This window comes from Marinobacterium jannaschii DSM 6295, assembly GCF_000620085.1.
GTDB lineage: Bacteria > Pseudomonadota > Gammaproteobacteria > Pseudomonadales > Balneatricaceae > Pontibacterium > Pontibacterium jannaschii.
In genome coordinates, this window is record NZ_JHVJ01000017.1 from 26697 (window position 1) to 53237 (window position 26541).

Here is a 26541-nt window from a genome sequence, read left to right on the forward strand (position 1 = left end):
CTGCTGCAGCATTCGGGTGGCTCGGACAGCGCAATATCCGGCTGGGGAGAGAATGACAGACCGGTTTAGCCGGTCGGGTAAAGAGCAGACGGTCAGGACAGAATCAGTCGCTGACCAGGGATTGAATCGAGGCTTCGATATCTTCGACAAATACGCGGGCAATATTCTTCGGTGCCGGAGAGGAGCGCACCGCCAGCTGGAAATCCGAGTTCCAGTTCAGCGCCAGGTGTTCCAGCGGCCGCATCTCGCCCCGCTCCACCCACTGCCGGGCATAATGCACCGGCAGGAAACCCATAAAACTGCCACTGGTAATCAGGATCGCCTGGGCCTCCATATTGGATACCGAGGCGGTATTGTGGTTTTTCTTGAAGTAGCGCAGGTCGGCCTGCTGCAGGTAGGTACGGGAGGAGATCGGGTAGCTGCGCAGCGTCTCCATGCTGATCTCGTCGTCGGCCAGATTGAACAGTGGATGGCGCTGGCCTATATAGAAACGGTGCGCCTCGGTATAGAGATGGCGGTAGCTGATGGCATTGTGGCGGTTGGCAAAGATGCCGATCGCCAGATGGATATTGCCGCTCAGCAGTTCACGCTCCAGATCCTCCGGTGACAGTACCGTCAGGGAAAGTGATACGTCATTGGCCCGGCTGTAAAAGCGGTTGATGGCATCAGGAATGGGGAATTCGCCGTTGGTCACCGTATTGTCGATCAACCCTACCCGCAGTACCCCGGTCAGCTTATTGCGCAGCTCACCCAGGTCGGCGTCGAAGTCCGAAATGGCATTCAGCATCTCACGGCATTTGTGATAAGTGATCTCACCCTTCTCCGTCAGACTGAACCCGGCACGGCCGCGGTGACAGAGGCGAAACCCGAGGCGGATCTCAAAGTCGCGGATATGGGTACTGATCGCCGGCTGGCTCATCCCCAGCGCGGCCTGGGCACCAACAAAGCCACCATATTCCACCACTGTACAGAATGTCTGCATATGCTTGATCGAATGCATCTTAAAACCTCTCCAGCCACTGGAATTCTGCAGCCAAACCGCAGCCCTCGAAAAAGACCCCAGCCTTACCCGCACAAGGCCCAGGGATAAAACGGCTAAATTTCAACCAGATACTAACATCAAATTTTATGATGTATACATAGCAACTTTTATATTTTTTGATGCATAGCGCTTTGCAATACTGAATTCACCTCAATGACTAATCAAAATAATTACAAAGGTGAATGATCATGCAGAAGCTGACCCGGATATTTAAGAGCGCAGCCCTTTTCACGGCATTACTGCTCGGTAGCGGTGCCGCTATCGCCGAAGAGTGGAAGTTTGCTATTGAGGAGATCCCCGGATCTATCATGGATGTCTATGCGCAGGAGTTTAAGAAGCGCATCGAAAGCAAGACCAACGGTGATGTCACCATCAAGATCTACCCGCTGGGTTCGCTGGGCACGCCCACCGAACTGGTCGATCAGGTTACCGATGGCGTGATTCAGTTCACCAATGTCTCGGTCGGCAACCTGGGCACTATAGTGCCGGAATCCCAGCTGTTTATGCTGCCCTACACCCTGCCCGCCGATAATAAAGCAACTTCGGCTTTCCTCAGCAGCAGTAACACCATCTACGGTGAACTGAACAAGGACTTCGAATCCAAGGGCCTGAAGCTGCATACCATGTACTCCGAGGGAGCCCAGGTCTGGACCACCAACCGGGAGATCCGTACTCCGGCGGACTTCAGTAACTTCAAGATGCGTGTGATGGTCTCTCCAATCCTGCTGAAAGCCTACGAAGATCTGGGCGCCAACCCGACTCCGCTGCCATTCGGCGAAGTGTACGGTGCCTTGCAGCTGAAGCAGGTTGATGGCCAGGTCAACCCGGCGGCGACCATCGAAGAGATGAAGTTCTACGAGGTGACAGACCACATGATCTGGGCCGGCGACCAGCAGCATGTTACCTCTGTACTGTCAGGCACCGACTGGTATGACACCCTGCCTCCTGCCCGCCAGACCCTGATCAGGGAGACCCTGGCCGAGCTGGATGGTTTTATCTATGAAGTCGTAACCCGCTTCAACGATGAGAAGCTGGAAAAGATCAAGCAAGCCAAGCCGGAGATCAACCTGATCCACCTGAGCGCAGATGAACGTGCGGTGTTCCAGGCACGCAGCGCCAACACCCGCTCTGCCTACACCGATATCGCCGGTAAGCGTGGCGAAGAGCTGCTCGACTCCCTGCTGAACGAGCTGGGCATTAACTAATCCTCCATCTGAGATACGGGCCTGCGCTGCAGGCCTCTGTATCTGCTGCCCGCACAACATCAATCCGCCTGCAAACATCGACCTATAACAATAAAAGGTGAACGCAATGAGCCTACGAGGTATCTCGCTGCACCGTTTGTTTTCGGCTCTGGACAAATGGATCGGCCAGGCTGAGATCTTTATCCTCAGTTGGGGCGTCATCATCATGGCCATCAATACGATCGCCAATGTATTCGGACGCTACCTGTTCTCACAGAGCATCTATTTCACCGAAGAACTCAATGAGTTCCTGATCGTTATCATCACCTTTATGGGGCTGGGCTATGTCACCCGTAAAGGCCGCCATATCCGCATGTCCGCCTTCTACGACATGCTGCCGGCACGCAGTAAGAAGCTGCTGATGATCCTGATCGCCGCCGTCACCGCCGTGGCGATGTTTATCCTCAGCTGGTACGCCTTTGAGTATGTCGCCAAGATCGCCCGCCGGGGCCGTGTGACCCCTTCGCTGCAGATACCGCTCTACCTGACCTATATCTGGGTGGTCGCCGGTTTCGCCGTCACCGGCATCCAGTACCTGCTGACCGTGGTGAAGAACCTCAATCTGGCCGACAGCAGTGTCTATATCTCCTACACCACCGTCGATCAGTATGAGGACCCGGAGATCAGCGAAGTGCTGCACCTGTTTGAGCAGGATCACGAGCTCAATCAGCCTGCAAGTTCCGACAGCGGACTCAACACCAACAAAACAGGGGAGGCACAGTCATGACACTGATGATGCTGGGAATTATGATCCTGCTGTTGCTGGCAGGCTTTCCGATGATGATGCCGCTGCTGGCGGCCACCATGCTGGCCTTCTTTATCTATCTGCCGGACCTGAACCTGCAGTTGGTTGTGCAGCAGATGATCGGCGGGGTGAAACCGGCCGCCCTGATTGCGGTACCGATGTTTATCCTGGCGGCGGATATCATTACCCGCGGCCACTCCGCTGACCGCCTGGTGGATCTGGTGATGCGCTTTATGGGCCATATCCGCGGCGGCCTGGCGGTCTCGGTCACCGCGGCCTGTGCCCTGTTTGGCGCGGTCTGCGGTTCGACCCAGGCCACCGTGGTCGCCGTCGGCGGCGCGATGCGTCCACGGATGCTGAAAGCCGGCTACAACGATTCCTTTTCCATGGGCCTGATTATCAACGCCGCCGACCTGGCTTACCTGATCCCGCCGTCGATTGGCATGATCATCTACGGCGTGATCTCCGGCACCTCGATCTCGGAGCTGTTTATCGCCGGCCTCGGTCCGGGCTTCCTGATCATCGGCCTGTTCTCGCTCTACTGCATCTACTATGCGAAGAAGCACAATATCCCGGTGGAGGAAAAAGCCAGCTGGAAAGAACGCGTCGGGGCCCTGCGCCGCGCCCTCTGGCCACTGGGCTTCCCGGCTATCGTGGTCGGGGGCATCTACGGCGGTATCTTCAGCCCGACCGAAGCTGCGGCGATCTGTGTGCTCTATGCCCTTCTGCTGGAAGCGCTGGTGTTCCGCTCGATCAAATACCGTGATGTGATCGATATCGCCCTCTCAACCGGCGCCATCACCTCAGTAGTATTTATCCTGATCGCCGCCGGTGCTGCCTTCTCCTGGGTGCTCTCCTATGCCCAGATTCCGCAGCAGATCATAGCCGCCATCGGCCTGGACGGTGCCGGACCATTGATGACCCTGCTGGCCATCAATATCGCCTTCTTTGTCGGCTGTATGTTTGTCGATTCGGTGGTGGTGATCCTGATCCTGGTACCGATCTTCGCTCCGCTGGTGAAGGCCGCCGGTCTGGACCCGGTGCTGGTCGGGGTGTTGATTACCCTGCAGGTCGCCATCGGCGCGGCAACACCGCCATTCGGCTGCAATATCTTCACCGCGGTCGCCGTGTTCCGCCGCCCCTTTGTCGACGTCATCCGGGGTGTACCACCTTTCCTGGTGATCCTGCTGATCACCACCATCCTGATGGTCCTGTTTCCGCAGATCGCGCTATTCCTGCGGGACCTGGCTTTCCGTTAAGCCAGGAACCTTCCCTAAAGCGCAACGAGGTTGTTCCTCATTTAGCGGCTCACCGGAGCCGCTTTTTTCATTCTTCACATACGAAAAAGCCCGCAGATGCGGGCTTTTTATCTCACGGCCGAAGACTGCTGCCGATAGTGCTTCAAACGGGCTAAAGGTGAGGATCAATCATTCCCCCACCAGCCAGTTCAGCTCCACCCGTCCTTCAGACGACAATAGTTGGCTGACCTCAGGTAGCAGTGTTTCCAGCTGCTGATCCAGCTGCCAGGGTGGATTGATGATCAGCATGCCACTGCCATACATTCCTTTGCTGTCCGGCGAAGCCACCTGCAATTCACTGCAAAGAATATTGCGGATACCGCTCTGTTTCAGCTTCTGTTTCATATGGGCATGTCCATTGGCTGCCAGCAGCGGATACCAGATGGCATAGCTGCCGTTAGACCAGCGCGCATGGGCACGGGTCAGGAAGCGGACAACAGCGGCATACTCGGATTTCACCTCAAAGGAGGGATCGATCAGTACCAGCCCCCGGTTGGGTTTCGGCGGCAACAGCGCACCCACGCCTTCGTAACCATCGCGGCTGTGTACTGCGGCCCCTGGCTGCATACGGAACAGGCGTTTAAGCTTTTCAGCTTCGGCCGGGTGCAGTTCCATCAGTGCCGCTTTATCGTTATCACGCATAAAGTGACGCATGATCTCCGGAGAACCGGGATAGAAGCGCAGGCTGTCGTCGGCATTTACGGCCTGTACCGCTTTTAGGTAGGGCTGCAGCAGCTCAGACACCGGCTGCTGCCAGAGGCGCTCGATGCCACCTTTGAACTCTGCCGTCTTAAGCGCCCGCTCGCCCTGCAGATCATAGAGGGCACTGCCGGAGTGGGTCTCCAGATAGCTCCAGGGCTTGTTCTTGCGGTTCAGTGCCTGCATTAGCAGGCAGAGGATGCTGTGTTTATGCACATCGGCGAAGTTTCCGGCATGAAAGCCGTGCAGGTAGCTGAGCACTGGGCGGTCCGTTTATTAGAAGCTGTAAGAGGTCGCCATCATAGCAACTCTGGCTATATAGCAGACAGAAAAAAGCCCGCGGCAGCGGGCTTTTTTCTGTCGTTCAGGGCCAATTACCTGAAGCTGAACTCGCCGTTTTCCACATCGACGCCGATCTCTTCGCCTGCCGCATAGCGTCCGGCCAGGATCTCCTGGGCCAGCGGGTTTTCGATCCACTGCTGGATCGCACGCTTCAGCGGACGGGCGCCGTAGACCGGTTCAAAGCCGACATCCACCAGCTTATCCATCGCGGTGCTGGTAAGGGTCAGCGTTAGGTCGCGTTCGGCCAGGCGCTTACGCAGGCGGTCGAGCTGGATCGCGGCAATACCGGCCACCTGCTCCTTACGCAGGCTATGAAACACGACGGTTTCGTCAATACGGTTGATCACCTCCGGCCGGAAATGCGCACCCACGGCTTCCATTACAGCCCGGTGCATCAGCTCGTAATCCTCATCGTCGCTGAAGTTCTGGATCAGGTCAGAGCCGAGGTTCGAGGTCATCACCACGATGGTGTTGCGGAAGTCTACGGTACGCCCCTGGCCATCGGTCAGGCGACCATCTTCCAGCACCTGCAGCAGGATATTGAACACATCCGGATGGGCTTTTTCCACCTCGTCCAGCAGCAGTACCGAGTAAGGCTTACGTCGCACCGCTTCGGTCAGGTAACCGCCCTCCTCGTAACCGACATAGCCCGGAGGCGCACCGATCAGGCGGGCGACGGAGTGCTTCTCCATAAACTCCGACATATCGATCCGCACCATCGCCTCCTCGGTATCGAACAGGAAGCTGGCCAGCGCCTTGCACAGCTCAGTCTTACCCACGCCGGTCGGACCGAGGAACAGGAAGGAGCCGTTCGGCCGGTTCGGATCGGCCAGGCCAGCGCGGGAACGGCGCACGGCGTTGGACACCGCTACCACGGCATCATGCTGTCCGACAACCCGGTCATGCAGGGCGGTTTCCATGCGCAGCAGTTTCTCGCGTTCGCCTTCCAGCATCTTGCTGACCGGGATACCGGTCCAGCGCGCCACGACTTCGGCCACTTCTTCTTCGGTGACCTTGTTACGCAGCAGTTGGTGCTTCTGCTCCTCCTGCTCCGCCTCAGACGCCGCCTGCAGCTGTTTTTCCAGATCTGGAATAACCCCGTACTGCAGCTTGGACATCTCACTCAGGTTACCGGCACGGGTGTACTGTTCCAGCTCGGTACGGGCCTGGTCGAGTTTCTCTTTAACCTGCTGCGACCCCTGCAGGGCGGCTTTCTCGGCCTTCCAGATCTCATCCAGATCGGCAAATTCGCGCTCGACCTTGGCGATCGTCTCTTCCAGCTCTTTCAAGCGTTGTTTGGCGGCCGCATCCTTCTCTTTCTTCAGCGCTTCACGCTCCATCTTCAGCTGGATCAGACGGCGCTCCAGGCGGTCCATATCTTCCGGCTTGGAATCGATCTCCATACGGATGCGGGAGGCCGCCTCGTCAATCAGGTCGATCGCTTTATCCGGCAGCTGGCGGTCTGTGATATAGCGCTGGCTCAGCTTAGCGGCGGCGATAATCGCCGAGTCGGTAATATCCACCCCATGGTGAACCTCGTAGCGCTCCTTGAGGCCTCGCAGGATTGCCACCGTATCTTCTTCGCCCGGCTCATCGACAATCACCTTCTGGAAGCGGCGCTCCAGCGCGGCATCTTTCTCGACGTACTGGCGATATTCATCCAGCGTCGTGGCACCGACACAGTGCAGCTCGCCGCGGGCCAGTGCCGGCTTGAGCATATTGCCGGCATCCATAGCGCCATCACCTTTACCGGCCCCCACCATAGTGTGCAGCTCGTCGATAAACAGGATGATCTGACCTTCCTGCTTTGCCAGCTCGTTCAGTACCGCCTTCAGGCGTTCTTCGAATTCACCCCGGAACTTAGCCCCGGCGATCAGCGCGCCCATATCCAGCGACAGTACTTTCTTGCGCTTCAGGCCTTCCGGCACTTCGCCGTTGACGATACGCTGCGCCAGCCCCTCGACGATGGCGGTCTTACCCACGCCCGGTTCGCCGATTAATACCGGATTGTTCTTGGTACGGCGCTGCAACACCTGAATGGTACGGCGGATCTCGTCATCACGGCCGATCACCGGGTCCAGCTTGCCGGATTCGGCCCGCTCGGTCAGGTCGATACAGTATTTATCCAGTGACTGCCGGTTGGATTCGGCATTGGCATCGTTCACGTTTTCGCCTCCACGCATCTGCATAATCGCCGTTTCCAGGCGTTGCTTACTCACCCCGCTATCGCGCAAAATCCTGCCCGCTTCGCACTTGTCGTCCAGCAGCGCCAGAATCAACAGCTCGCTGGCGATATACTGGTCACCGCGTTTCTGTGCCAGCTTGTCGCACAGATTCAGCAGGCGGCCGGAATCCTGCGACCAGAGCACATTGCCATCGGGACTCTGCACCTGTGGCAAACGGTCCAGCGCTTCGCCCAGCTTACGATTGAGCGTGCTCAGGTCGGCGCCGCTCTGGCTCAGCAGCGGTTTAATGGAACTGTTCTGCTGCTCCAGCAGCGCGATCAGCAGGTGGGTAGGTTCGATATAGTTGTGGTCACGGCCGACGGCCAGTGACTGGGCATCGGCAAGCGCTTCCTGCAACCGGGAAGTGAATCGATCAGGTCTCATATAGCCTCCTAATTCCACACCGCGTAGCGCCGGTGTGTATGGTGCGTCCCCTCAGGCAACGCAAAGAATTAATCTGCTTCTGCCTGAAGAGATGGGGATGACCGGTTAAGGCTTCAAGGGGGCTGGATACAAAGGCGTGGAAAAGCCTGACGAGGGTCAATCAGTGGTGCAGATAAAGGTGCTGTGTTATGCCCCTTAAAAAAGGCCCCTTCGGCATCACAGAGCGACCTCTATCCGCAAAATATCAGCAGGCAAGGGGCCTGCTCAGAAGGCTACGCCAGCCTAACGATCGAAAATGACAGATTTAAGACAGTGGCCCGAAATTTTATCTAACTATATCAATCGGTTATCTTTTGATCTTTTTTTGCGCTCTGCACCCGCCCCAGCATCTGACAGCGTATAATCGCGCCCTACCCTCTTTATCTATCGCCGGAGCCTCCGAGTGCCGCTCACCCAAACCGCCCCCAGTCTGACGCTCTTTCAGCTCTCCGGCTGGCTGCTGATGCTGACACTCTGCCTCTCCATTACTGCAGGGGTAGCGGATAGCGTTCCGGCCTGGCCCGCCGGGATCTGCGCCTGGGTCAGTGGCCTGCTGATGCTCAGCCGGGTACGCAGACAACAGCGTCTCCAGGCGCTGCTGATGGTCGCCAGCGGCGTCCTGGGCATCATCTACAGCGTACTCAGTAGCGGCAAGCTGCAACCGCTCCTGAATGCACTGACCGGTAATCAGGCGCTGATCACTATGCTGGTATCGGTCAGCTTTCTGCGCTTACTGGCCGCCGATGACCCGGCCACCGCGCCACCGGCGCCGGTAGGTAACGCCACTCTCTGGCGTACCTTGCTGGGGGTTCATCTGTTTGGCGCCGTGATTAACTTTTCCGCAGTAATCATCTTCGGCGACCGCATGGCCGCGCGGCAACCGATCAAGCCGATCCAGCTACTCTGCCTGTCGCGGGGCTTCTGTATGGCGGCGCTCTGGTCGCCGTTCTTTGCCGCAATGGGGGTGGCGCTGACCAATGCTCCCGGGGCTGAACTCTCCGTGCTGGCCCTGGCCGGACTGCCACTGGCGGCCATCGCCCTGCTGCTCGCCGGGCGGGAGTTGGCGCAGCAACCGGAGGCTGATCAGTTCAGCGGCTATCCGATGCAACGCTCGGCGCTCTGGCTGCCGCTGGTGCTGGCCGTGCTGATGTTCCTGGGCCATCGCTACCTGCCGCAGCTTTCCGTGCTGACCTTGATTGCGCTGATCGCCCTATCCCTGCCTGCAGCGGTGCTCAGCCTGCAACGCCGGCACTCAGCACGGCTCTGTTTTCGCCGCCATATCCAGGGCGCCTTACCCAACATGGGCGCCGAGGTGACGCTGTTTCTCTCTGCCGGGGTGCTGGCCAGTGGTATCGCAGCGGTGATGCAGGTCAGCCACTTCAGCCTGCAGCTCATCAGCTTCGGCGCCACTGAAGCCAGCCTGCTGCTGGCATTGGGTCTGTTGCTGTCGATGGTCGGGGTACATCCGGTGATCACCATTGCCACCGCAGGGGGCGTACTGGCACCGGTCGTGGACTCACCGAACCTGCTGGGGGCGACCTTCCTGATGATCTGGGCACTGGGCGTGGTGGCTTCCGCCTACTCCGGCATCCACCTGGCGATGTCAGGCCGTTTCGAGCAGAACAACCTGGATTTTATGCGCTGGAACAGCCGCTTCGCCCTCAAGCTGCTGCTGTTTCTGGTGGCAGCCCTGCATCTTTATCAGGCGCTGGAGATCTACTAAAGGCGTGAAAAAGCCCCGTGCAGCGGACTGGACGGGGCTGTCGGTCTGACAGTCTCAGTCAGCGGTTTCACTGTCCCGGCTCAGTTTCAGATAGACCCCGAGGCCAGCCAGCATCGCCACTGCGGCCATCAACATCCAGACCGCACTGATCAGCTGGCCACCGCCGCCCCCTCCGTCCAGCAGTGACTTAAACATCAGCAGCAGCGCCTCTATCGAGACCGCAATGATGATCGCCGCCATAAAGCGCGAGATGGTGCGCCGGGTACTGTCATGATGGTGAATATCCTTGTTCACCAGCACTTCCTCCTCCAGGATGGTTTTGCCCAGATCGAAGATCGACATCCCCAGGGTGATAATGATGACAATCCCGAACGCCCCGGTGGCGATATTGCCACCATTATCAAACACCCCTAGCATCGCCTCCCCCGCCGCATACAGCAGCAACGCCGATACCAATACCAGCATGCCACCGATCAGGCCGTAGACCCACTGGAACCAGGGATGAAAGCGTGAGCGCATCTCGTCGCCGTTGAGGTAGGAGATCAGTCGCTGCAGGTTGATATTGATCACCAGATACCCGAGATCGTTGCCTGCGCCATCGACAAAGTGCTGCACCGAGGAGATCGCCAGCTGGTAGGTGGCGCTGGACAGATAGGGCCGGGTAATAACAGCGCTGTTATGACTCTCCCGTGCGGCAATAAAGTAGGGGCGCTGGCTGCGGTCACTGCCCTTGCCCAGCGAGCGGCGTTTACGCTCGCTGACGTTAGGGCTGTAGGCAGAGTCCATACGCTGAATTCCGTCTGCATCGAGGCTGTAGATCAGCTCGACAAAGGGGTAGGCCTGGCTGAGGTGATTCACCATCTGCTGCTGGGCCTGCTTATCCCTCAGCAGAGATTCGCCATTGAGGCTGGTCATCATCGATGTCATCAGGCTGTGGATCGTTTGTTCGTACTGCTGGTAACGCTGCAACAACTGAATGTGGTTGTGAGTGCTCACGGTGGGTTCTCGGGGATTTAGGTTCAGGGTGTTTATTGTTAGAGGCTGAACCCCGAATCTACCGCAACGGCGGAGCTTATTCGACTAAAGTATGAATGTTTGGTCGTTTCTGTAAAAACTCTGGAGTTTGCAGCAAAATTCCCGCATCAGTCCATGACAGGCGGCCGGCTGCCAATGGGCTGATCAAAGTAGGTCTCGGGGTACGGCTCATCCTGCAAAGTGAAGTGCCACCACTCATGGTAGTAAGGTACAAAGCCATGACGCACCATCAGCTCCTGCAATAGCATCCGGTTCGCCCGGGCCTGGGCGCTGACTGACTGAGCATCAATCCAGGAGGCGGCGCCAAAGAAATCAAATTCGCTGCCCATCTCCAGCTCGGCGGCGGACGCCAGATCGATCAGGGTCAGGTCCACCGTGCTGCCCCGGCTGTGGCTGGAACGACTCATCAGGTAGCCTTCACGAAACAGCCCCGCCTTATCGATATCCGGGTAGAAACGCGCCTTGCTGCGGGCATCACAGGGCTCATCCGCCCAGCGCATAAAGTGATCCACCGCCCGTTGCGGCCGGTAGCCATCAAATACTTTCAGCCCCAGCCCCATCTCCGCCAGCGCCTGCTGCACATGCCCCAGCGCCTTGGCAGCCGGGTAGCTGAGCCAGCAGACCGCCTGCTCGTAGCCACATACCGGCTGGCCGATAAAGTTATCGCGACCAGCGTATTTCATATCCAGCACAATCGTCGGCAAAAACTGCTGCAGCTCAACAAAACGGGGCGAGCGCTGTGGCATTGTCCATCTCCTCCTGACAGGCTGCTTTCACTCTACCGCGCCTGCACAACGATCGCCACAGGCGCTTTCTGCTGAGGCTCTGGTATGATCACTGCAGCACAATTGTGAGGAGTCTGAGGTGCCACAGAGCAACACACCGAATCTAGGCGCGGCGATTAAACAACGCCGTAAGGAACTGGGACTGAACCTGGCCCAGCTGGCAGAGACCTCCAGTGTCTCCCGCTCCATGCTGTCAGAGATCGAGCGCGACAACGCCAACCCGACCTTTACCAGCCTGTGGAATATCACCCGGGCACTGGGTCTGACCATCGATGAGCTGACGGCCCGCTGTGTCGAAACCATCGACCTGAGCATCGAACATCAAAGTGCCCAGAGTACGCCACGGATGCTCAGCGATGATGAAGGCTGTGAACTGCGGGCGCTGAACCCGGTGGCAACGGCGACCGAATTCGAGTGGTATGAACTGCTCATCCAGCCCGGTAGCGCGCTGCAGTCGGACGCCCATAACCGTGGCACCCACGAGCACCTGTCTGTGATCAGCGGCCAGCTCAGCGTGATCCTGCAGGAGCAGGTAGAAAGCAGCGCCCGGGCGGGTGAGACCCTGCGCTATGCGGCGGATGTACAGCATGAGATCCGCAACCCGGGTGATACAGTGGCGCAGGCGTTTCTGGTGGTACACCGGCCCGCAGCACTGCGGGGCTGATCTCTGAAAACAAGAGCTTCGCCGTAGGTTGGGTTGCGGAGCGCAGCGACAAAACCCAACACCCCCTTGAAGCACTTTCGCCATATTGTGCGGCTAGCTCCAATCCAGAATTACCTTGCCCGACTCACCTGATCGCATCACATCGAAGCCCTGCTGGAATTCGCTGATCGGGTAGTGGTGGGTGATGATCGGGCTCAGGTCGAGGCCGGACTGGATCACCGAGGCCATTTTGTACCAGGTCTCGAACATCTCACGACCGTAGATCCCCTTGATGGTCAGGCCCTTGAAGATCACCTGGTTCCAGTCGATAACGGTGTTCTCCGACGGGATGCCCAGCATCGCCACCTTACCGCCGTGGTTCATCGCCGCCAGCATATCGCGGAAGGCACTGGGCACACCGGACATCTCCAGCCCGACATCAAAACCCTCGCTCATCTCCAGCCCATCCATCACCTGCTGCAGCGAACGCTCGCTTACATCGACGGTATGCTGCACCCCGAGCTTCTTCGCCAGGCTGAGGCGGTAGGGGTTTACATCGGTCAGTACCACATGACGGGCACCGACATGGCGGGCGATCGCCGCCGCCATAATACCGATCGGACCGGCTCCGGTGACCAGCACATCTTCCCCGACCAGATCAAACGACAACGCGGTATGCAGTGCGTTACCGAAGGGGTCAAAGATCGATGCCAGGTCATCGGTGATATTGTCGGGAATCTTGAAGGCATTGATCGCCGGGATCACCAGATACTCGGCAAAGGCACCCGGCCGGTTGACCCCCACACCGACGGTATTGCGACACAGGTGACGCCGCCCGGCGCGACAGTTACGGCAGTGACCGCAGGTGATATGCCCCTCGCCGGAGACCCGGTCGCCGACCTCGAAGCCTTCTACCTCGCAGCCGATATCCGCCACCACACCGACATACTCATGCCCCACCGTCATCCCCACCGGGATGGTCTGCTGCGCCCAGGCATCCCAGTTATAGATATGCACATCGGTGCCGCAGATAGCAGTCTTGTGGACCTTGATCAACAGGTCATTGTGGCCCATCTTGGGCCGCTGCGTGGTATGCAGCCAGATCCCTTCCTCAGGGTGCAGCTTTGCTAGTGCGCGCATCGGATAACCTCCACTGTCTGCAGGTTTCTGATCTGCAGGTCATCATGCGCCTTCACCCGGGCTCTCGGCCGCTGCGTGGTATGTAACCGGATTCCTGCTTCAGTATGTAACTTTGCCAGTGCACGCATCAGATCACTCCCAGCTCACGGCCAATACGGATGAATGCCTCGATCGCCCGGTCCAGCTGGCAGCGGCTGTGATCCGCCGACATCTGGGTGCGGATCCGTGCCTGTCCCATCGGCACCACCGGGAAGGAGAAACCGATTACATAGATATGCTCCGCCAACAGACGGTTGGCCATCTCGGTCGCCAGCGCAGCGTCACCGATCATTACCGGGATAATGGCGTGGTCCGCCCCGGAGAGGGTAAAGCCCGCCGCACTCATCTGCTGGCGGAAGTACTCGCTGTTCTGTTTCAGGCGCTGGCGCAGCTCTGCGCCCTGCTCCACCAGTTGCAAGGATTTCAGCGTTGCCTGCACGATGGCCGGGGCCAGTGAGTTGGAGAACAGGTAGGGGCGCGAGCGCTGCCGCAGCCAGTCGATCAGCTCTTTGCGTCCCGAGGTATAGCCGCCGGAAGCACCACCCAGCGCCTTGCCGAAAGTCCCGGTGAGGATATCGACCCGTCCCATCACCTGACAGAACTCATGGCTGCCGCGGCCTCCGTCACCGACAAACCCCACAGCATGGGAGTCATCCACCATCACCAGGGCGTTGTACTGGTCCGCCAGATCACAGATCGCCTTAAGGTTGGCGATCACGCCATCCATCGAGAACACGCCGTCGGTGGCGATCAGCCGTACCCGGCTGTCCTGGCTCTGCTGCAGGCACTGCTCCAGCTCGGCCATATCATTGTTGGCATAGCGCAGCCGTTTCGCCTTACAGAGGCGCACCCCATCGATAATACTGGCGTGATTCAGGGCATCGCTGATAATGCAGTCTTCCGGCCCCAGCAAGGTCTCGAACAGACCACCGTTGGCATCGAAACAGGAGGAATAGAGGATACTGTCCTCGGTACCGAGAAACTCACTCAGGCGCGCCTCCAGCTGTTTGTGGATATCCTGAGTGCCGCAGATAAAACGCACCGAGGCCATACCGAAACCATGCTGATCCAGCCCCTGTTTTGCCGCTGCGATCAGCTCAGGATGGTTAGCCAGCCCCAGGTAGTTGTTGGCACAGAAGTTGACTACCTGCTGGCCATCCTGCAAGCGGATATCCGCCGCCTGAGGCGACACGATCTGGCGCTCACTTTTATATAAGCCATCCTGACGTAGCTGCTGGCACTGCTCCGCCAGCCCCTGAAGAAACTGCTCACGCGTCATAACGCCTCCTGCCTGATAAATCTATAAATTGAAACAAAATCCAATATACAGGACAAAAGCACTCAGGCAACAGAATACTAGAAAATATTCCTTTATATAGGATAAAGTTCTATAACGGTTGTTTACAGCATAGACAGAGCAGCCCGCCCGGGCTGAGTTAATCGCCTCACCATGCCTAACGAAAATCCCGCGACTTAGGCTTCAGCTGGTCCCACATAAAGCTGATATCGCGCAGACGCCCGGCAACTACATGAATGACGTTTTCCTCCCGCTCCACTACCCCGGAAACCTGCAATATATGGGAGGCGAGCAAGGCGCGACGCTGGGCCTTGGCGGTGGCCTGCCAGACGATCAGGTTGATCTGGCCGCTCTCATCCTCCAGGGTGACAAAGGTGGCGCCGCTGGCGGTGCCGGGGCGCTGGCGGTTGGTAACAAGGCCTGCCACCCGCACCAGCTGGCCGTGGCGGCACTGCTTCAGTTGCTCGGCGCTGAGGCACTTATCAAGCAGTTGGCGCTCCCGTAACAACGCCAGCGGGTGGCGCCCCAGACTGAGACCGAGATGGCGGAAGTCCTCCTCCAGCCCCTCCTGCTCGGCCGGGGCATCCAGTATCAGGTTTCCCTCCCCTGCGGGCAGCTGATCCAGCCCCAGCTCCAGATAGTGTGACTGCGCCGCCAGCTCCCAGCGTGCCTGATAGCGGTGGCGGGAAACCTGGTTCAGGGCTCCGGCGGCGGCCAGCGCATCCCAGTCTGTCCGGCCCAGCGGGCAGTGGTGACAGGCGTCCGCGACCGAGTGGTAGCCCGCTTCCGGCCGACGGGTGATCAGTTGCTCCGCGCCCTGGCGGGAAAGGCCTTTAACCAGGCGGAAGCCAAGGCGCAATACGGACCGAGGATTTCGCGGCGCTCTATCACACGCAACGGGAGCCGGTTCGAGGCTATGCTCCCAATGGCTGCGGTTGATGCAGACGGGACGCACCTCGACACCGTGGCGGCGGGCGTCCTGCAGCAGTTGCGAGGGGGAGTAGAAACCCATCGGCTGGCTGTTAAGCAGGCCGCAGAAGAACTCGGTCGGGTGGTGACATTTAAGCCAGGCAGAGACATACACCAGCAGGGCAAAGCTGGCGGCGTGGGATTCGGGGAAACCATACTCGCCAAAGCCTTCGATCTGACGGCAGATCCGCTCGGCAAAGCTCTGGCTATAGCCCCGCGCCAGCATGCCGCCGATCAGTTTCTGCTGGTGTTGCTGCAGCTTGCCGCTGCGTTTCCAGGCCGCCATCGCCCGACGCAGCTGGTCAGCCTCACCACCACTGAATCCAGCTGCCACCATCGCCAGCTGGATCACCTGCTCCTGGAAAATCGGCACACCGAGGGTGCGCTCCAGCACCGCCCGTACCTCGGTGCTGGGGTAGTCCACAGTTTCAATACCATCGCGCCGCTTCAGGTAGGGGTGCACCATATCGCCCTGGATCGGGCCGGGCCGGACGATCGCCACCTGCACCACCAGATCGTAATAACGGCGCGGTTTCAGCCGCGGCAGCATATTCATCTGAGCGCGGGACTCCACCTGAAACACCCCCACCGAGTCAGCGCGACAGAGCATATCGTAGGTCGCACTATCCCCGCGCGGGATATCCTGAATCCGCAGTGGCTGGCCCTGCCTATTCTGCAGCGCCGCCAGCGCCTTACGGATCGCCGTGAGCATTCCCAGTGCCAGCACATCGACCTTCAGAAGACCCAGCGCCTCCAGGTCATCCTTGTTCCACTGGATCACGCTACGTCCGGCCATCGCCGCATTCTCCACCGGCACCAGCTCGGTCAGCGGCCCGGCGGCAATGACAAAGCCCCCCACATGCTGGGAGAGGTGACGCGGGAAATCGAGGATCTCAGCCACCAGCTCGACAAACTGGCGATAGAGCGGTGCGGGCTGCGCACCGCCCATCGCCAGCAATTGCTGCAACCAGGGGTTGTCCCTGTCACGCCGGTCAAGGCGACTGATCAGCCAGCTGAGGTAACTCTCATCCATCCCCAGCGCCTTGCCCACGTCACGGATGGCACTCTTGGCGCGGTAGCTGATCACGGTGGCGGCCAGACCGGCACGCTCGCGGCCATACTTGCCGTAAATATACTGAATCACCTCCTCGCGTCGCTCATGTTCGAAGTCGACATCGATATCGGGCGGCTCGTCGCGTTCGCGCGAGATAAAGCGCTCAAACAACAGGTTGACCTCGCGCGGGTCCACTTCGGTGATATGCAGGCAGTAGCAGACCACCGAGTTGGCCGCCGAGCCACGTCCCTGACAGAGGATATCCCGGCTGCGGGCAAAGCGGACGATATCCTGGATCGTCAGGAAGTAGTGGGCGTAACCCAGTTCGCGGATCAACTCCAGTTCCTTGTCGATCAGCGCCTGTACTTCGGCAGGGACGCCTTCAGGAAAGCGCAGCGCGATCCCCTCCGCCAGCAGCGATTCCAGATATTCATTGGCTTCGCGCCCTGCCGGCACCAGTTCGGCGGGATATTCGTAACGCAGCTCGGAGAGTTCGAAATGGCAGCGCCCGGCGATCTCCAGAGTCTCGCGGCGCAACGCCTGGTCATAGAGCGAGTTGAGTTTTTTCAGTGAGCGCAGATGGCGTTCGGCATTCGCTGCCAGTGCTAATCCGGCCTTCTGCACGCTGGTACCGAGACGGATGGCGGTCAGCAGGTCCTGCAGGCGCTGACGCTCAGGCCGGTGCATATGCACGTCGCTGGCGCAGACCAGCCCTAAACCCAACCGCTGTGCCAACTGTTGCAGCCGTTGCCGCTGCTGTTGGTCGTCCTGCTGCAACAGTCGTTCCAACAGCAGCCAGCAGCGACCACTAAACCATTCGCTCACCCCTGCCGCCGCAGGCGGCAACTCTGCGTTATCCTTGGGGCGGATCAGCAGCAGGCAGCCACCCACGCCCTCTTTCAGATCATCCCACTGCAGGAGGTACTCCCCCTTAGGACAGCGCATCCGGCAGCGACTGATCAACGCCGACAGCTGACCATAGGCATCACGGTCCGGTGCCAGCAACACCAGGCAGCAGCCGTCAAGATGAAACTCAGACCCGACAATCAGCTGCAGCGGGGACGTGGCTGGCAACGCGCGGCAGGCCTGCCAGGCCCGCACCACACCGCCCAGAGAACACTCATCGGTCAGCGCCAGGGCGCGATAACCTAAACCGGCGGCACGGTTGACCAGCTCTTCGGGATGGGAGGCGCCACGCAGGAAGCTGAAGTTACTGATGCAATGCAACTCGGCATAGCCCGCAGTGTCCGGCCGGGTATCCGGATTGGCAGAGGCCCCGGAATCAAACATTGTCATAACAATCTAAACCTGTTCAGGCCGGATCAGCCATACCAGCCATGCAGATACCAGCCATCACGGTCATCGCGAAACAGCCAGCCAAGACGGCCATCAGGCCAGCGTGCCACATAGTAATCCCGCCGTACCGCTTGCTGGTCCCACCAGCCGCCGCAGATACGTTCCGGCCCCTTAATAATCGTAAGCCTTTGTTTTACCAGCGCAGTCTCTATTCGCTGTGGCTGTTTCAGCAACCAGCCCGGACGTCCCTGATGACGGGATGAAAGCTTTACGTTGGCAGTGCAATCCGTACTCCAGCCATACTCTGGCCGATGATCGGCCGCCAGTGCCAAAGGCTGCACGGCCTGCTCTCCGAGGCGGATGCGCAGGCGACTGAACAGTTGATCCGGATCGCTATCGCCCCGCCGCTGACTGAACAGATCGCTCGGCGTGGCCTCTAGTTCACGAAACTGCACCACCCGCAGCCGCAGACCCAATACTGCCTGCTGCAGGGTCAGGGACTCCAGCCGCAGACGGCACAGCTCAAGCCAGTCACTGGCCGCCGAGGCCCCGCCACTGTGTCCCAGCTCCAGCGATGGCCCGGCACCATCACGGTAGTCCAGCTGTAACTGTAGCCTGAGGGCCTGAAGTCCCTGATGGCGCAGGTAGCCCTGCAGTGCCTCCAGCAGTGGCTTCAGTGGAAACAGCAGCGCCTGGCTACTGCCGATTTCACGGTTAAATTCCTGGCGACGTTCAAACTGCGGCGGAAACTGATAAGGTGGCTGCGGATCGGGCCGGGCCCCGCTGAGGCGGTCGAGATACTCCAGCAACGGTGGGCTGAAGCGGTTCACCAGCGCCTCCCGTGGCAGGGCCAGCAGATCGCCCAGCTGACGGATGCCCATCCCCTGTAACTGCGCTGCCAGCCGGGGCTTCAACTCAAGCTGACTGACCGATAGTTGCTTCAGCTGCTGCATATGCGCCTCCCGGCCCTGTAACAGCACCGGATGTCCGGCCCGGGCCAGCAGCTGTGCCGCCAGGGGCGTATGACCACTGGCACGCTGCACCCGGTAGCCCAGCCGCAACAGCTGACGGTTCAGTTGCTGGTTAAAGCACTCCAGTCCGCCGAAGTAATGCAGCATCGAACCCAGTTCCAGCAACAGGCTGTCCGGCGGCAGCGGGCTGATCTGAGCGCTGAAGTTACCGGCCCAGAGCGCCAGGTTTTCCAGCTGCTGCCGGCTGCGCTCCGGTTGAGGCTTAAACAACTGCAGTGGCGGGCAGATACTGTATGCTGTCGCGGATGCCAGCCCCGCCTCCAGTCCGGCCGCCAACGCCCTGCCGTTGCAGAGCGCCAGCCGCTGGCCACTGTGATCGAGCAGCGCCGCCGCCCCCTCATCCTGCTGTAGCGCCTCCAGCGCCAGCAGTGGGAAGTGCAGGCAGAGCCAGAGCGGCTCACGCAGGCTGCCACCCGACTCAGAAGAAGGCAGAGACGCCGAAGGGGAAGGCGCCCCGGCCACAAGCGGTGCTTCAGAACTCTTATGTACGGTCATCAGACACGATCGTCAGGCAGCGGCCTATTTCACCCGGCGCAGCTGCACCGGCTGAGGTTGCGGCCGGGCAACGACCGGCGTGACGGCAGGCAGAATCTGTTCTTCACCCAGCAACAGGCGACGGGCCGGCTGCGGCCAGCCGCCGCGGCGCTTCAGCAGGGTGATATCGCTGCCCTGCTGCCGGCTTTGCAGCAGGATACGGCAGGGCGCAGCAGAACTCTGGCTCCGACAGGCTTCAGGGCGGAACAGAAAGGCGCTGGTAGCACTCTCACTGGCGGCCAGCTGCAGACGGCGGACCGCGTTCTCCTGCCCGGCAGGCAACCAGCCCAGCACCGCACTGCAGCAGCCGCTCTTCAGCGCCTGTTCCAGGCACCAGAGGCGATCACGACGACTGTTACTGCGCACCACCAGAATACGGGAGAGATCGATGCCCGCCTCCGCCAGCGCCGGGGCATAAGGGATATGGGGCGGATCGACCCAGAGCAGCCAGCCCTTCTTACCCGCCAGATCCTCCTCTCGACGGCAGAGAGCCGCCAGCGCGGGTAATACCATCCGCAGCTCGCCACTGCCCTCGCGATCGTAGAGCAGCTCCACCAGTTCACCCGGCTGCCAGCCACGGCCCGGCAGCATCTCATCCAGCTCGGGATAGCCGCTGCTGACGCTTTCTGCCTGCGGCATAACCGGCCGGGTTGCCTGCCAGACTTTGCCCTGCTGTAACAATCCATCCAGAGAATCTGCCTGAGTTGCCATCTCGCTGCCTCCGCGAAAACCAGAATACTGTTTATTTATACAGTATTCTGGTTAAAAAAAACGGCGGCTGCAAGTCCTCCGTTGGTCCTATTTCACGAAAACAGCCTGATCACCCTATCCGACAACGATCTCCTGCGGTAAACGAAACCAGCACAGAGCCTCGGATTCAGCCGCCAGATCCAGCGTAAAACGCGCCTGTTGCGGCCTGAAACGCAGCAATTCAGCTTCGGCGTCCGCCAGCAGTGACATCAGGTCAGGCTTTTCTGCAATCTCCGCCTCAGACGAGAGCGGCGAAGGCGAAAAGGCATCATCCAGTGACACGGGCAACGCCGGTGACTCTCCCTGATAGCGCCAGACACCGGCGCTGCGGTCGAAACAGTAATAGGGCAGCAAGCGCCAGCCATGTTGCGCCACCAGCTCGATCGCACTGAGCAGGTAGTCAAAGGTCGCTTCATCGATAAAGTAGTTAAAGTTGAGCCGCACCCAGCCCGGCCGCAACATCGTATCCCCCGCCAGCAGCCGCGACTCCAGCGCCTTGCTGCGTGTCATATCCAGTCCCAGCAGATGATGGCCGTAAGGCCCGGCACAGGAACAGCCACCGCGGGCCTGAATACCAAAGAGGTCATTCAGTAGTGCCACCACAAAGCTATAGTGCAGCGGCTTGCCCTGATGATGGATCTGTAATGAACAGATCGACAGCCGCTCGGCTTCGCTACCGCCCAGCACCTCGACCGCCGGATGGGCCGCCCAGCGCTCAAGGGCACGGCGGATAAACCGATGTTCGCGCTGTTCGATCAGCTCCGGACCGATCTGTTGCTGCAGCCGGAACACCAGCCCGGCGCGGATCGATTCCACGATCGCCGGGGTGCCGCCCTCCTCGCGTCGCTCGATATCGGCCACATAACGGTGATCCTCCGGCGTCACATAGAGCACGGTACCGCCGCCCGGCACGGCCGGAACCGAGTTACTCAGTACGGCTTCATTGAGTACCAGAATACCCGGCGTACCCGGCCCGCCAATAAACTTGTGCGGCGACAGAAACAGGCCATCCGCGCCGCTGTCCTGCAGGTCGATCCTGACGTAAGGCCCGGCAGCAGCGTAATCCCAGAACGCCAGCGCGCCATGGCGTTGTAGCAATGCGGTGATCGCCGGGACATCGCTCTTGATGCCGGTGACATTGGAAGCGGCAGAGAAGCTGCCCAGTTTCAGCGGCCGGTCAGCGTAATGTTGCAACTGCCGTTCAAGCTCCGCCTGATCCGGCAAACCCTCAGCATCCAGCGGGATGGTGACCAGGGTGGTGATACTCTCACGCCAGGGCAATTCGTTGGAATGGTGCTCGTAGGGGCCGATAAACACCACCGCCCGTTCTGACTCGGGAATCTGTGCGCTGAAGCCATAACGCTGATCCAGCGCGGCAGGCAGGCGCAGGCTGAGCAGGTCGATCAGCTTGTCGATCGCTGCGGTGGCTCCACTGCCGCAGAAGATCACCTTGTGCTGAGGTCCGCCATTCAGCGCCTGACGGACCTGCTGTCGTGCCTGGTCACGCAAGGCACTGGTCTGACGCCCGGTAAAGGAGGCTTCGCTGTGGGTATTGGCGTAATACGGCAACACCTTCTGGCGGATAAAGTCTTCGATAAAACGGAGGCTACGGCCGGAAGCGGTGTAGTCGGCATAGATCAGCGGCTTGGTACCAAAGGGGGTCTGCAGTGGGACAGCTTCGCCCAGCACGGCCTGCTGCAGGCTTTCCAGGGACAACGACATAAGGGGCTCCGTTCATAAACTCGACTGGGTATAAGCAAAGTGTAGAGCGAAGCGGCCGGAACATTGTTTTTGAATGGCAACCCGATCGGCTTGGATCAGGAATTACTTCCCAAATAAGCCCATTAAAAGGGAATATAGTTTCAGCCCTAGCAAATACTACGGAACAACTATGAACATAGACCGAATCGACAAGGCGATACTGAACCTGCTGCAACGGGATGCAACCCTCTCGGTAGGCCAGATCGCCGGACAGGTGGCAATCTCCAAAACCGCCTGCTGGCGACGTATTCAGCAACTGGATAAAAGCGGCGTGATCCGCCACAGGGTGGCACTGCTGGATGCCGGACAACTAAACCTGTCCCTCACGGTCTATATTGCGGTCCGCACCAACCAGCATAACGATGCCTGGGCACAGCAGTTTCAGCGGGTATTGGCGGATATTCCGGAGGTGCTAGAGGTGTGCCGCACCAGCGGCGACCTGGACTACCTGATCAAGGCAGTGGTGCCGGACATGCCCGGCTATGACCGACTGTATAAAAAGCTGATCAAGGCGGACCTGTCCGATGTCAGCGCCAGCTTTGTGATGGAGCAGATGAAAAGTACCACTGAGCTGCCGCTGGATTACCTCTGATCGGCGATCCAGATCATGCTGGCCAGGCGGCCGGTCTGGGCCTGGCGGCGATAGGAGAAGAAGCGGGCGCTGTCCGCGTAGGTGCAGAAACCGCCCCCGTGGATCTGTCGTACTCCGGCCCGTTGCAGCCGCAGGCGCGCCAGCTGACAGATATCCGCCTGCCATTTACCGGCCCGCTCGCCGGGGATAAAGGCCGCTTCTGAGCGCGGCAACAGCTCGCAGAAGCGCTCACGCACTTCATCACCGACCTCAAAGGCCGCCTGACCGATCGCCGGTCCCAGCCACACCATGACCTCAGCCGGATCGGCGAAGATCTGCAGTGTCTGCTCCAGAATGCCCTCGGCCAGCCCGCGCCAGCCGGCATGCGCGGCAGCGACCTTAGTGCCCAGGCGATCGGTAAAGAGTACCGGCAGGCAATCGGCCGTCATCACAATACAGGCCTGTCCCGGCTGGTCGCTCCAGCAGGCGTCAGCCTGAGGTACCGAGCCATCATCAGAGGCTTTAACCAGCGTAGTGCCATGCACCTGCTGCAGCCACTGCGGCCGGCGATGCAAGCCCTGGGAGGCCAGTAGCAGGTCTCGGTTCTGTGCCACGGCAACAGGCTGATCTCCGACATGATCGCCCAGATTCAGGCTGTCATAGGGTGCAGTACTGACGCCCCCCTGACGGGTGCTGGCCAGTGCATGGATATGGGCCGGTGCCGGCCAGTCAGCCTGGATCAGTTTCATAATGCCTCTCCACAGAACTTTGGATTATCCCGCTTACAAAGCTTCGTCAGTGTGGCCTTCGAGATCACGCTTCAGGCAGGCCAGCAGTTGCTGCAGGTCCTCAGGCAGGTCCACTTCCCAGGACATCAGCTCACCGGTGACCGGATGCCACAGCTCCAGCTTCTTGGCATGCAGGGCCTGACGCTTAAAGTGACGCAGCTCCTGCTGCATCTCCTCAGACACGCCCTTCGGCAGGCGGAAGCGACCGCCATAGACCGGATCGCCCACCAGCGGGTAGTTGATATAGGCCATATGCACGCGGATCTGATGAGTCCGGCCGGTTTCCAGCTTGAGACGGATATGGGTATGGGCACGGAATTTACCCAGTACGCGATAATGGGTCACCGCCTCCTTACCCACCCCGACCACGGCCATCTTCTGGCGGTTTTTACTGTCACGCCCCATCGGTTCATCCACGGTACCGCCGCCGGTCATCACCCGGTTGGTGATCGCTTCGTACTCACGCCCCATGGCCCGCTCCTGCAGCTGCACCACCAGCTCGGTCTGAGCCTGAATGGTCTTGGCGATCACCATCAGTCCGGTGGTTTCCATATCCAGACGGTGCACAATGCCGGCGCGCGGCACCTGAGCGATCTCCGGGCTGTGATGCAGCAATGCATTCAGCAAGGTACCGTCAGGGTGGCCCGGTGCAGGATGCACTACCAGCCCGGCCGGCTTATTGATCACCATAATGTCATCATCTTCGTAGACAATATCCAGCGCAATATCCTGCGCCTGGTGCTGATCAATCACGTCCAGCTCGGTATCAATACGGATCGTTTCGCCACCGAACAGTTTGTCACGGGTGCGTTTTTCGGCTCCGTCGACTGTCAAGGAACCATCTTTAATCCAGCCCTGCAGGCGGGAACGGGAGAAATCGGGAAACAGTTGCGCAACGGCCTGATCGAGGCGTTTGCCAACCAGCTCATCACCGACCTGAGCTTCTAGCTGAATTTGTTCTGACATCGGAATCTAATAAGAAATCTGCGGAAACTTTGGCTTGGGTAGGGGTTGTGTTTAAATAGACCGCAGCGGATCAATACCACAACATCTGTTGCACCCAGTATAACTGTTACGGCGTCAGACTACATCGAGATTTCATTGGATGCGTTTAACCAAAATTATTGCTGTTGCTGCTCTGAGTACCCTGCTTGCTGCCTGTTCCTCCAATGATCGCAAAGAACTGACCGATATCCCGGAGCCGGAACTTTATGAGCAGGCCCTGAGTGCACTGGAAGCAGAAAACTATGTGCTGGCCACCGAAAAGCTGGAGCTGCTGGAAGCCCGCTACCCGTTTGGCCGCTACTCCGAACAGGCCCAGCTGGAGCTGATCTACGCCTATCACAAGAACAACGAGTCCAGTTCGGCACGGGGCGCAGCCGACCGCTTTATCCGCCTGCACCCGAACCACGAGAACATCGACTACGCCTACTACATGATGGGCCTGACCGCCTTTGAGCAGGACCGTTCCTTCTTCGTACGCTTCCTGCCGCTGGATGAGCATACCCGTGACCCGGGCGCGGCGCTGGATGCTTTCGAAGCCTTTAATACCCTGCTGCGCCGTTATCCGGACAGCCAGTACGCACCGGATGCCCGCCAGCGCATGGTGGCCCTGAAGAACCGCCTGGCAAAACACGAAGTCCATGTCGCGCGTTTCTATATCCAGCGCGGTGCCTATGTGGCTGCCGCCAACCGCGGACGCTATGTGGTAGAGAATTATCAGGAAACCCCATCCACCCCGGATGCACTGGCAGCCATGGTCGAGGCCTACGGCCTGCTGGGGCAGAACGATCTGGCTCAGTCCAGCCTGGAAGTCCTGAAGTCCAACTTCCCGGAGTATGACTATAAACCGGTGAAACGGCCCGAGAAGACCCTGCTGGATGCCGCTACGTTCGAGCTGTTCCGCGATGACCCGGAAAGCTGATCCCTGACGCATTAAGCTCATAAAAAGAAAAACCCGGCCTCTTCGAAGCCGGGTTTATTTTTTCTCTCAGATCGCCATCTGTCACTACAGCCCGCTCCGGGGCGTCTAATCCCGTAGCAGCCGCGACAAACCGGGATAGTATAGCAGCTGAAGCCCTGACAGAATGGAGAATGCCTAAGGCTCTCGGTCAGAATTACTTGGCCTGTCCCGTTTCCCGTCCGGGGGAATTTCCCCGCGCAGCTGAATCCCTTAGAATGATGGCTGTCCCCCAGTTTCGCTCATATTCTTTTGCGGAGAACATGCCCCATGCAGGCACAGGAAATCATCAACGAGATGCGCGTGCTTCCACAGATCGACCCGGAAGCCGAAATCAGCCGTCGCATCGACTTTATCAAGCACACCCTGAAACAGTCGGGCCTGAAACATCTGGTACTGGGGATCAGCGGTGGCGTCGACTCCACCACCTGCGGCCGCCTGGCCCAGCTGGCGATAGAGCAGCTCAACCAAGAAGCCGGTAGCGACAGCTATAAGTTTATTGCCGTACGCCTGCCCTACGGTGTGCAGATGGATGAGGATGATGCCCAGACCTCGCTGCAGTTTATCCAGCCCTCCTCTGTCGTGACCCTCAATGTCAAACCGGCCGCCGACGGTATCCACGAAGAGACGCTGGCTGCCCTGCAACAGCAGTCGCTGCTGAATGCCAGCGAGGGCACCATCGATTTCTCCAAGGGGAACGTCAAGGCCCGTGCCCGCATGGTGGCACAGTACCATCTGGCCGGTATCCTCGGCGGCCTGGTGCTGGGGACCGATCACTCGGCGGAAAATGTGACCGGTTTCTACACCAAGTGGGGCGACGGTGCCTGTGACCTGGCCCCGTTGTTTGGCCTCAGTAAGCGTCAGGTTCGCCTGCTGGCCAAGACCCTGGGTGCGCCACTGTCACTGGTCGAGAAAACCCCGACCGCCGACCTGGAATGCCTGGCACCGCAGAAGGCAGACGAGCATGCCCTGGGCCTGAGTTACGACGAACTGGATGACTTCCTCGAAGGCCAGCCAGTCAGTGCCGCGGTGACAGAACGGGTGATTGAGATCTACAACAAGACTCAACATAAACGCCAGCCGATTCCGACGATCTACGACTAGGCTGTCGGTAAGACAAGAAAGGCGCCATCAGGCGCCTTTCTTT

General features: G+C 59.4%; 21 protein-coding genes. 8 read left to right on the top strand and 13 right to left on the bottom strand.

What is annotated here, in order from left to right:
- Positions 1–103: 103 nt before the first annotated feature.
- Positions 104–1000, bottom strand: coding sequence for a LysR family transcriptional regulator (locus Q354_RS0109415; protein ID WP_036229274.1), 897 nt, complete (start codon positions 998–1000; stop codon positions 104–106).
- A 230-nt stretch (positions 1001–1230) separates the two neighbouring features.
- On the opposite strand from Q354_RS0109415, the gene Q354_RS0109420 reads away from it, so the two are divergent.
- The 3 genes from Q354_RS0109420 (at position 1231) to Q354_RS0109430 (ending at position 4290) form a co-directional block, all read left to right on the top strand.
- Positions 1231–2247, top strand: coding sequence for a TRAP transporter substrate-binding protein (locus Q354_RS0109420; protein ID WP_027857384.1), 1017 nt, complete (start codon positions 1231–1233; stop codon positions 2245–2247).
- Between the two features lie 106 nt (positions 2248–2353).
- On the top strand, positions 2354–3013 hold the full coding sequence (locus tag Q354_RS25240; RefSeq protein ID WP_084332531.1) for a TRAP transporter small permease: 660 nt from the start codon (positions 2354–2356) through the stop codon (positions 3011–3013).
- The gene (locus tag Q354_RS0109430) at positions 3010–4290 is read left to right on the top strand and encodes a TRAP transporter large permease (protein WP_027857385.1); all 1281 of its coding nucleotides are present in this window, start codon (positions 3010–3012) and stop codon (positions 4288–4290) included. The genes Q354_RS25240 and Q354_RS0109430 overlap by 4 nt, the downstream gene beginning before the upstream one ends.
- A gap of 168 nt (positions 4291–4458) precedes the next feature.
- Here the strand turns inward: Q354_RS0109430 and Q354_RS0109435 are convergent, their stop codons facing one another.
- Positions 4459–5289, bottom strand: a complete 831-nt coding sequence (locus Q354_RS0109435) for a 23S rRNA (adenine(2030)-N(6))-methyltransferase RlmJ (RefSeq protein WP_027857386.1) — start codon at positions 5287–5289, stop codon at positions 4459–4461.
- A gap of 113 nt (positions 5290–5402) precedes the next feature.
- Positions 5403–7979: an ATP-dependent chaperone ClpB gene (gene clpB, locus Q354_RS0109440; protein WP_027857387.1), complete on the bottom strand. Its 2577-nt coding sequence runs from the start codon at positions 7977–7979 to the stop codon at positions 5403–5405.
- A gap of 442 nt (positions 7980–8421) precedes the next feature.
- Between clpB and Q354_RS25245 the strand changes: the two genes are divergently transcribed.
- Complete coding sequence (locus Q354_RS25245) at positions 8422–9741, top strand: hypothetical protein (RefSeq protein ID WP_051560021.1); 1320 nt, start codon at positions 8422–8424, stop codon at positions 9739–9741.
- Positions 9742–9795: 54 nt separating this feature from the next.
- On the opposite strand, the gene Q354_RS0109450 is transcribed toward Q354_RS25245, so the two are convergent.
- Positions 9796–10737 (bottom strand): PDC sensor domain-containing protein, encoded by a 942-nt coding sequence (locus Q354_RS0109450; RefSeq protein ID WP_027857388.1) that lies wholly within the window; start codon positions 10735–10737, stop codon positions 9796–9798.
- Positions 10738–10883: 146 nt separating this feature from the next.
- Entirely contained in the window at positions 10884–11522 is a 639-nt protein-coding gene (locus tag Q354_RS0109455) for a M15 family metallopeptidase (RefSeq protein ID WP_036229278.1), read from the bottom strand.
- 118 nt (positions 11523–11640) lie between these two features.
- Here Q354_RS0109455 and Q354_RS0109460 point away from each other — a divergent pair, with 118 nt between their 5' ends.
- Positions 11641–12225, top strand: a complete 585-nt coding sequence (locus tag Q354_RS0109460; RefSeq protein WP_051560022.1) for a helix-turn-helix domain-containing protein — start codon at positions 11641–11643, stop codon at positions 12223–12225.
- 93 nt (positions 12226–12318) lie between these two features.
- Here Q354_RS0109460 and tdh read toward each other — a convergent pair whose 3' ends face one another.
- The 6 genes from tdh to Q354_RS0109490 all read right to left on the bottom strand — a co-directional run bounded on the left by tdh (position 12319) and on the right by Q354_RS0109490 (position 22036).
- Positions 12319–13344, bottom strand: coding sequence for an L-threonine 3-dehydrogenase (tdh, locus tag Q354_RS0109465; RefSeq protein WP_027857391.1), 1026 nt, complete (start codon positions 13342–13344; stop codon positions 12319–12321).
- Between the two features lie 127 nt (positions 13345–13471).
- Positions 13472–14662, bottom strand: a complete 1191-nt coding sequence (locus Q354_RS0109470; protein WP_027857392.1) for a glycine C-acetyltransferase — start codon at positions 14660–14662, stop codon at positions 13472–13474.
- 175 nt (positions 14663–14837) lie between these two features.
- Complete coding sequence (locus Q354_RS0109475; protein ID WP_281174719.1) at positions 14838–17999, bottom strand: error-prone DNA polymerase; 3162 nt, start codon at positions 17997–17999, stop codon at positions 14838–14840.
- A 26-nt stretch (positions 18000–18025) separates the two neighbouring features.
- Positions 18026–19525 (bottom strand): Y-family DNA polymerase, encoded by a 1500-nt coding sequence (locus tag Q354_RS25250; RefSeq protein ID WP_051560024.1) that lies wholly within the window; start codon positions 19523–19525, stop codon positions 18026–18028.
- A gap of 24 nt (positions 19526–19549) precedes the next feature.
- Positions 19550–20275 carry a translesion DNA synthesis-associated protein ImuA gene (gene imuA / locus Q354_RS25255; protein WP_051560025.1) on the bottom strand — a complete coding sequence of 242 codons (726 nt, stop codon included), beginning with the start codon at positions 20273–20275 and terminating at the stop codon, positions 19550–19552.
- Positions 20276–20389: 114 nt separating this feature from the next.
- Entirely contained in the window at positions 20390–22036 is a 1647-nt protein-coding gene (locus Q354_RS0109490) for an aminotransferase class V-fold PLP-dependent enzyme (protein ID WP_027857394.1), read from the bottom strand.
- Between the two features lie 169 nt (positions 22037–22205).
- Between Q354_RS0109490 and Q354_RS0109495 the strand changes: the two genes are divergently transcribed.
- The gene (locus Q354_RS0109495; protein WP_036229280.1) at positions 22206–22667 is read left to right on the top strand and encodes an Lrp/AsnC family transcriptional regulator; all 462 of its coding nucleotides are present in this window, start codon (positions 22206–22208) and stop codon (positions 22665–22667) included.
- Here Q354_RS0109495 and pgeF read toward each other — a convergent pair.
- Together pgeF and rluD are read right to left on the bottom strand one after the other, a co-directional pair.
- Positions 22658–23395 carry a peptidoglycan editing factor PgeF gene (gene pgeF, locus Q354_RS0109500; protein ID WP_027857396.1) on the bottom strand — a complete coding sequence of 246 codons (738 nt, stop codon included), beginning with the start codon at positions 23393–23395 and terminating at the stop codon, positions 22658–22660. The genes Q354_RS0109495 and pgeF overlap by 10 nt on opposite strands.
- Before the next feature lie 33 nt (positions 23396–23428).
- On the bottom strand, positions 23429–24400 hold the full coding sequence (gene rluD, locus Q354_RS0109505) for a 23S rRNA pseudouridine(1911/1915/1917) synthase RluD (protein WP_027857397.1): 972 nt from the start codon (positions 24398–24400) through the stop codon (positions 23429–23431).
- Between the two features lie 139 nt (positions 24401–24539).
- On the opposite strand from rluD, the gene Q354_RS25260 reads away from it, so the two are divergent.
- Positions 24540–25358, top strand: coding sequence for an outer membrane protein assembly factor BamD (locus Q354_RS25260; protein ID WP_051560026.1), 819 nt, complete (start codon positions 24540–24542; stop codon positions 25356–25358).
- A gap of 306 nt (positions 25359–25664) precedes the next feature.
- The gene (gene nadE, locus Q354_RS0109515; protein ID WP_027857398.1) at positions 25665–26498 is read left to right on the top strand and encodes an ammonia-dependent NAD(+) synthetase; all 834 of its coding nucleotides are present in this window, start codon (positions 25665–25667) and stop codon (positions 26496–26498) included.
- Positions 26499–26541 lie beyond the last annotated feature (43 nt).

What these genes read in the sequence shown, in the direction of transcription:
- tdh (WP_027857391.1), bottom strand. Translation starts at nt 13,344, where the DNA reads ATGCGCGCACTAGCAAAGCTGCACCCTGAGGAAGGGATCTGGCTGCAT.
- Q354_RS25240 (WP_084332531.1), top strand. Translation starts at nt 2,354, where the DNA reads ATGAGCCTACGAGGTATCTCGCTGCACCGTTTGTTTTCGGCTCTGGAC.
- Q354_RS0109430 (WP_027857385.1), top strand. Translation starts at nt 3,010, where the DNA reads ATGACACTGATGATGCTGGGAATTATGATCCTGCTGTTGCTGGCAGGC.
- nadE (WP_027857398.1), top strand. Translation starts at nt 25,665, where the DNA reads ATGCAGGCACAGGAAATCATCAACGAGATGCGCGTGCTTCCACAGATC.
- Q354_RS0109455 (WP_036229278.1), bottom strand. Translation starts at nt 11,522, where the DNA reads ATGCCACAGCGCTCGCCCCGTTTTGTTGAGCTGCAGCAGTTTTTGCCG.
- Q354_RS0109420 (WP_027857384.1), top strand. Translation starts at nt 1,231, where the DNA reads ATGCAGAAGCTGACCCGGATATTTAAGAGCGCAGCCCTTTTCACGGCA.
- Q354_RS0109415 (WP_036229274.1), bottom strand. Translation starts at nt 1,000, where the DNA reads ATGCATTCGATCAAGCATATGCAGACATTCTGTACAGTGGTGGAATAT.
- clpB (WP_027857387.1), bottom strand. Translation starts at nt 7,979, where the DNA reads ATGAGACCTGATCGATTCACTTCCCGGTTGCAGGAAGCGCTTGCCGAT.
- Q354_RS0109495 (WP_036229280.1), top strand. Translation starts at nt 22,206, where the DNA reads ATGAACATAGACCGAATCGACAAGGCGATACTGAACCTGCTGCAACGG.
- pgeF (WP_027857396.1), bottom strand. Translation starts at nt 23,395, where the DNA reads ATGAAACTGATCCAGGCTGACTGGCCGGCACCGGCCCATATCCATGCA.
- Q354_RS0109470 (WP_027857392.1), bottom strand. Translation starts at nt 14,662, where the DNA reads ATGACGCGTGAGCAGTTTCTTCAGGGGCTGGCGGAGCAGTGCCAGCAG.
- imuA (WP_051560025.1), bottom strand. Translation starts at nt 20,275, where the DNA reads ATGGCAACTCAGGCAGATTCTCTGGATGGATTGTTACAGCAGGGCAAA.
- Q354_RS25260 (WP_051560026.1), top strand. Translation starts at nt 24,540, where the DNA reads ATGCGTTTAACCAAAATTATTGCTGTTGCTGCTCTGAGTACCCTGCTT.
- Q354_RS0109475 (WP_281174719.1), bottom strand. Translation starts at nt 17,999, where the DNA reads ATGACAATGTTTGATTCCGGGGCCTCTGCCAATCCGGATACCCGGCCG.
- Q354_RS25250 (WP_051560024.1), bottom strand. Translation starts at nt 19,525, where the DNA reads ATGACCGTACATAAGAGTTCTGAAGCACCGCTTGTGGCCGGGGCGCCT.
- Q354_RS0109490 (WP_027857394.1), bottom strand. Translation starts at nt 22,036, where the DNA reads ATGTCGTTGTCCCTGGAAAGCCTGCAGCAGGCCGTGCTGGGCGAAGCT.
- rluD (WP_027857397.1), bottom strand. Translation starts at nt 24,400, where the DNA reads ATGTCAGAACAAATTCAGCTAGAAGCTCAGGTCGGTGATGAGCTGGTT.